We start from the raw sequence: 4,558 nt of genomic DNA on the forward strand, positions 1-4,558 counted from the left end.
CAACATCCAAAACCACAAACCTTAACCGCCAACTATGCGGAAAACGGGCCTAGGCAGGCTCCTGTCCTGCGGCCATCCGAGCTGTACGCGCCAAGAGCCGACGCCTGGGCACCATAGAGACCGCTAGATGCGATGGGCGGCGAACCACTCAAGCAACAAGTCGGCGATGGCATCGGGCTGTTCGTCGGGTATCCAGTGGGACACGCCATGCAGAACCTCGTAGCGGTATTCGCCGGTGACGTAACGGCCACAGTTGCGAGCCGCCTTGCTGAGCACAGCTGTATCCCCGTCGCTCCATACGTACAGCGTCGGGACGCTGATCTTGCCCATAGCGCTTCGCATGTCCGACAGCGGCATGGCTCGATACCAATTGAGCGCGGCGGTCAACGCACCGGGCTCAGCCATTGCGCGCGCGTCGCGGTCGGCGGCTTCAGCCGACTGCCCGCTTGACCGCAGTACCTTCGTCAATCGGGCTGTATTCCCTTGCCTACCAAGGACAAACAATTCGGGCAGGCCCGGCAGCTGGAAGACGTACATATACCACGATGCAAGACCCTGACGACTGGTAACGAGGGCCTTGAGGAATGCGGCTGGGTGTGGCACGGATAACGGCGACACTGTCGCAAGGCGGTCCGGCAGTTGCGCGGCGACACCCCAAGCCACCGCCGCGCCCCAGTCATGCCCGACCAGATGCACCCGGCTCGCGCCGCTGGCATCGATCAATGCACGGACATCCTCGACGAGCTCCGGCATGCGATAGTCACGCCGGCGCGTGGGGCGGGCACCGGGTGAGTAGCCCCGCTGATTGGGGGCCAAGCAGCGATATCCTGCCTCGCTGAGCCGGTCGATGACCTTACTCCAGCTGCTATTGAACTGGGGGAAACCATGCAATAGCACTACTGCGGGTCCGTCACTCGGGCCTGCATCGATCACGTCGAAGACCAGCTTTCCACGCCGGTATTGATCCATGGCTTTAGCGCGAACCTCGACTCGTGAGCGAATAGCCTTCGGGGCCCGCCACATCCGACGACGTGCCGACCGTAGGAGCGGTAACGGATTCGCCCGTGATCACGTAACCGCGTCCTGGGGCCGGTTTCAGCATTGCGTCTCGATCTTGAAGTCAGCTGTTTTGGGCGTGGTCGGATTCTCCCTATCAGTCCCTTGCGCAGTACCGGTAATCTTGTACGTGCCATTGCTGAAAGTCGCCTTGGCCGTGCCGACGCCGGCGTCGGCGACCCCGGTGAAGCCGTTGACGTTGTTGATGTTGACGCTCTCAGCTTTCGGGTTATCAGACTGCAGCCGCAGCATGGCCTGCACGCTGCCGGGGGCCGCGCCGATGTCGACGGATACCAACCATTCAACTTGAGTGCACGACACCGCATGCGAGGTGCGAGTGTTGCCGCCAACGGTGATCCGAGCGGTCTTCTGCGGCACCGTTGCGGATCGCGAACATCCGAGACTGCCTGCCATCACTGCCAAAGCGATTACCGCCGTCGCCACGATCCGGCTCCTCACCGGGCACCTCCGTTCCAGCAGCGATGCGCTGCTGCCTGCCGCACCAATTTCTACCAGCTAAGTGGACCCATCGAGGCGTAATCCGACGAACCAAGCGGTGCGCTCATCGACGCTATGGCAGATGCCGTATGGCTTACAGTTGACAAATCAGTGACAACGTCATCGGTTACCGGCCAGCTGGGAGGCACGTTGCCGAAAAGCATGACCCAACCTGTCGCTCACGTTAGTCACCCGCCTGGCGCTCGCACGTGCCAAGACAACTATCAGGGTCTGCGATGAGCGCTGCGTTGTCGATACCCCGATACCCAGTCGACGTCACTGGTAAGTGGCTATCGGCCGTGCTCAGTGATCGCGGCACGCCGGTCGAGGTCTCCGAGGTAAGCGTTGTGCCTATTGGTACCGGGCAGACGGGCGCGACGTTTCGGATTCAGCCAGCTATGCGACAGCCCCGGCGGGCTTGCCGCATACCTTCGTAATCAAATCGCCTGCCCAAGACGACACGGTGCGACCGCGTCGTCATCGGTTACCGCTGCGAATGCGCTTTCTACTCTGCATTTGCCGACCGTGTAGAGATTCCCACACCGCAGTGCTTATACTGCGCGATCACCGACGACGCGACCGACTATGCGCTGCTGCTCGCCGACCAGGCACCGGCCGCGCAGGGCGATCAAATCGCAGGCTGCGGTGAGCAGGAGGCTCGCCTGGCGGTGACGGCGCTGGCCGGTCTGCACGGGCCGAGCTGGTGCGATCCGGTGTGGCTGGATTTCCTCGGCATCGCCTTCGCGCAGCCAGATGAGGCGTCAGCCAGCGGTCTCGGTGAGGTCGCGCGAATGAGCGCCGACATCACGCTGAGCAAGCTCGGCGACCGGATGAGCACTGCTGACCGGGGAACCTTCTCCATCACATGGATTTGGTAACGCCGTGGCTGTTGGCCGAACGCGACCGGTTCGCGTTGCTGCACGGCGACTATCGGCTCGACAACATGTTGTTCAACCGAAAAACCAACGCCATCACCGTGGTCGACTGGCAGACCCTCGGCGTGGGGTTGCCCGCGCGGGACCTGGCATATTTCACAGCGACCAGTCTCAGGCCGGATCTGCGTTCCGCGTCGAGAAAGACCTTGTCGACCAGTATCACCGCACGTTGTGCGGCTACGGCGTCACCGACTACGACCGTGAAAGATGTTGGCTTGACTACCGGCTCGGTATGCCACAAGCATTGCTGATCTCGGCTTTAGGCTTCGCGTTTGCCACCGCCACCGACCGTGGCGACGATATGGTGCTGGCAATGCTGCAGCGTGGATGTCAAGCGATCCGCGATCTCCACACACCAGACCTGATCAGCCGGTGATGCCTCCGGGAGACCGGCTGAGCCACTTGCCATATCGGTTGGTCAGTACTGCGTCGAACCCTGATCGACCGGGATGCGCGCGGCGGTGACAAGGCGTGATTCGTCGCTGGCCATCCGAACCGCGTGTGCACGGCCTTGTCCGCGCGCGGCTCCGGTAATGAACGCCACCTTGCCCGCCAGACGGCCGGTCATGCGGTCTCCTCACAGTCGGGTAGGAAGTTGTTACTGCTGACGTTGGGCCGCTCTGACCAGATTCGACCCAATGATCAACCGCTGGATTTCGCTGGTCCCTTCATACAGGCGCAGCAAGCGGACATCACGGTAGATGCGCTCGACGGGAACCTCGTGCATGTAGCCGCTGCCGCCATGGATCTGCACAGCGAGATCGGCTACCTTTCCGGCCATTTCGGTGCAAAAGAGCTTCGCTGCCGACGGCGCAAACAGTCTATAAAACTCACTAACCCATATCATTAAAAAAAAAAGCACGAGCGCCCGCCCGGCCAGAACCCCGGTCTGCTGGTCGGCAATCATCGCCTGCACCAACTGAAAGTCGCCGATCGGTGTGCCGCCTTGGGTGGCGGTAGCCGCGTACGCCACCGATTCGTCGAGTGCGCGCTGCGCTGTTCCCACGGCAAGGGCGGCGATGTGTACACGGCCGCGGGCCAGCGAGATCATCGCCGCCCGGTAGCCGATGTCTTCACTGCCGCCTACCAGGGCGCCGGCTGGAACCCGGACATCGGTAAAGCTCACGTCGGCCGTCCACGCGCCTTCCTGACCCATCTTGGCGTCCTTGGTGCCGACCTCGACCCCTGCCGTCTCCGCGGGAACCAGGAAAACCGCGATACCGGGGCCGGCGTCATCGGCGGGCCGGGTTCGTGCGAACACCACGAACAGATCGGCGACCGGCGCATTGGTGATGAAGCGCTTCTGGCCGGAGATGATCCAATCGTGCCCATCCCGAACCGCTTTCGTGCGCAGCCCGGACGGATTGGAGCCAGCACCCGGCTCGGTGAGCGCGAAGGATGCAACGACATCGCCGGACGCCATCGGCTCCAGCCAGCGGCTCTTCTGCTCCTCGGTGCCGAACCCGACGAGCACTTGACCGGCGATGCCGTTGTTGGTCCCGAACATCGACCGCAGCGCCAGCGAGGTGTAGCCCAACTCCATCGCCAGCTCGACGTCTTGCACCAGGTTCAGGCCCAGACCGCCCCACTTCTGCGGGATCGCGTATCCGAATAGGCCCATCTTCTTGGCTTGGTCGCGCAGGTCGTCGGGCACGTTGTCGTTAGCGAGAATCTCCTGCTCGCGCGGCACGACGGCGGTGCGCACGAAGCGGCGTGTCTGCGCCAGGATCTCTTGAAAATCCTCGTCGCTGACTTCGGCCATAGACAAATGCTCCTCTTCGGCGGCTCGGATGCCTCCCCGTGGTCGCGAGCGATCCTATATGAAATATAATGTTGCAGCGACGGCTGCCGACGCTCGGGTCGGCTGGCCACCGGAACAAAGGGATAGGTGGTTAGGTGTCGTTGCTGACCGGCCGCACCGCCGTCGTCACCGGCGGTGCACAAGGATTGGGATTCGCAATCGCGGAACGGTTCGTTGCCGACGGTGCCCGAGTTGCGCTGGGCGACATACATCTTGAAGCAACGGAGGCCGCCGCCAAGCGCCTGGGAGGCGACGACGTCGCGCTACC

At 62.7% G+C, this 4,558-nt stretch carries 4 protein-coding genes and 2 pseudogenes (1 of these 6 cut by a window edge); 2 read left to right on the forward strand and 4 right to left on the reverse strand.

Annotation, left to right across the window (positions count from 1 at the left end; translation table 11 throughout):
* Nucleotides 1-123 precede the first annotated feature (123 nt).
* Nucleotides 124-969, reverse strand: coding sequence for an alpha/beta fold hydrolase (locus ACFE99_RS09975; protein WP_375484768.1), 846 nt, complete (start codon nucleotides 967-969; stop codon nucleotides 124-126).
* A gap of 126 nt (nucleotides 970-1,095) precedes the next feature.
* Nucleotides 1,096-1,500 (reverse strand): lipoprotein LpqH, encoded by a 405-nt coding sequence (locus ACFE99_RS09980; protein ID WP_375484770.1) that lies wholly within the window; start codon nucleotides 1,498-1,500, stop codon nucleotides 1,096-1,098.
* A gap of 290 nt (nucleotides 1,501-1,790) precedes the next feature.
* Between ACFE99_RS09980 and ACFE99_RS09985 the strand changes: the two are divergent.
* A pseudogene (locus ACFE99_RS09985) lies at nucleotides 1,791-2,865 on the forward strand (phosphotransferase family protein).
* A gap of 104 nt (nucleotides 2,866-2,969) precedes the next feature.
* Here ACFE99_RS09985 and ACFE99_RS09990 read toward each other — a convergent pair.
* Both ACFE99_RS09990 and ACFE99_RS09995 read right to left on the reverse strand, forming a co-directional pair.
* Nucleotides 2,970-3,057, reverse strand: a pseudogene (locus tag ACFE99_RS09990) (SDR family mycofactocin-dependent oxidoreductase); the annotation flags it as partial.
* Between the two features lie 30 nt (nucleotides 3,058-3,087).
* The gene (locus tag ACFE99_RS09995; RefSeq protein WP_375484772.1) at nucleotides 3,088-4,251 is read right to left on the reverse strand and encodes an acyl-CoA dehydrogenase family protein; all 1,164 of its coding nucleotides are present in this window, start codon (nucleotides 4,249-4,251) and stop codon (nucleotides 3,088-3,090) included.
* Between the two features lie 134 nt (nucleotides 4,252-4,385).
* On the opposite strand from ACFE99_RS09995, the gene fabG reads away from it, so the two are divergent.
* Nucleotides 4,386-4,558, forward strand: the start of a protein-coding gene (fabG, locus tag ACFE99_RS10000) for a 3-oxoacyl-ACP reductase FabG (protein ID WP_375484774.1). Its footprint extends 610 nt past the window's final position; the window shows 173 of its 783 coding nt (coding positions 1-173); the start codon lies at nucleotides 4,386-4,388; the stop codon falls past the right edge of the window.

The organism is uncultured Mycobacterium sp., from assembly GCF_964249325.1.
In the GTDB taxonomy this organism is placed as follows: domain Bacteria; phylum Actinomycetota; class Actinomycetes; order Mycobacteriales; family Mycobacteriaceae; genus Mycobacterium.

What these genes read in the sequence shown, in the direction of transcription:
- ACFE99_RS09975 (WP_375484768.1), bottom strand. Translation starts at nt 969, where the DNA reads ATGGATCAATACCGGCGTGGAAAGCTGGTCTTCGACGTGATCGATGCA.
- ACFE99_RS09995 (WP_375484772.1), bottom strand. Translation starts at nt 4,251, where the DNA reads ATGGCCGAAGTCAGCGACGAGGATTTTCAAGAGATCCTGGCGCAGACA.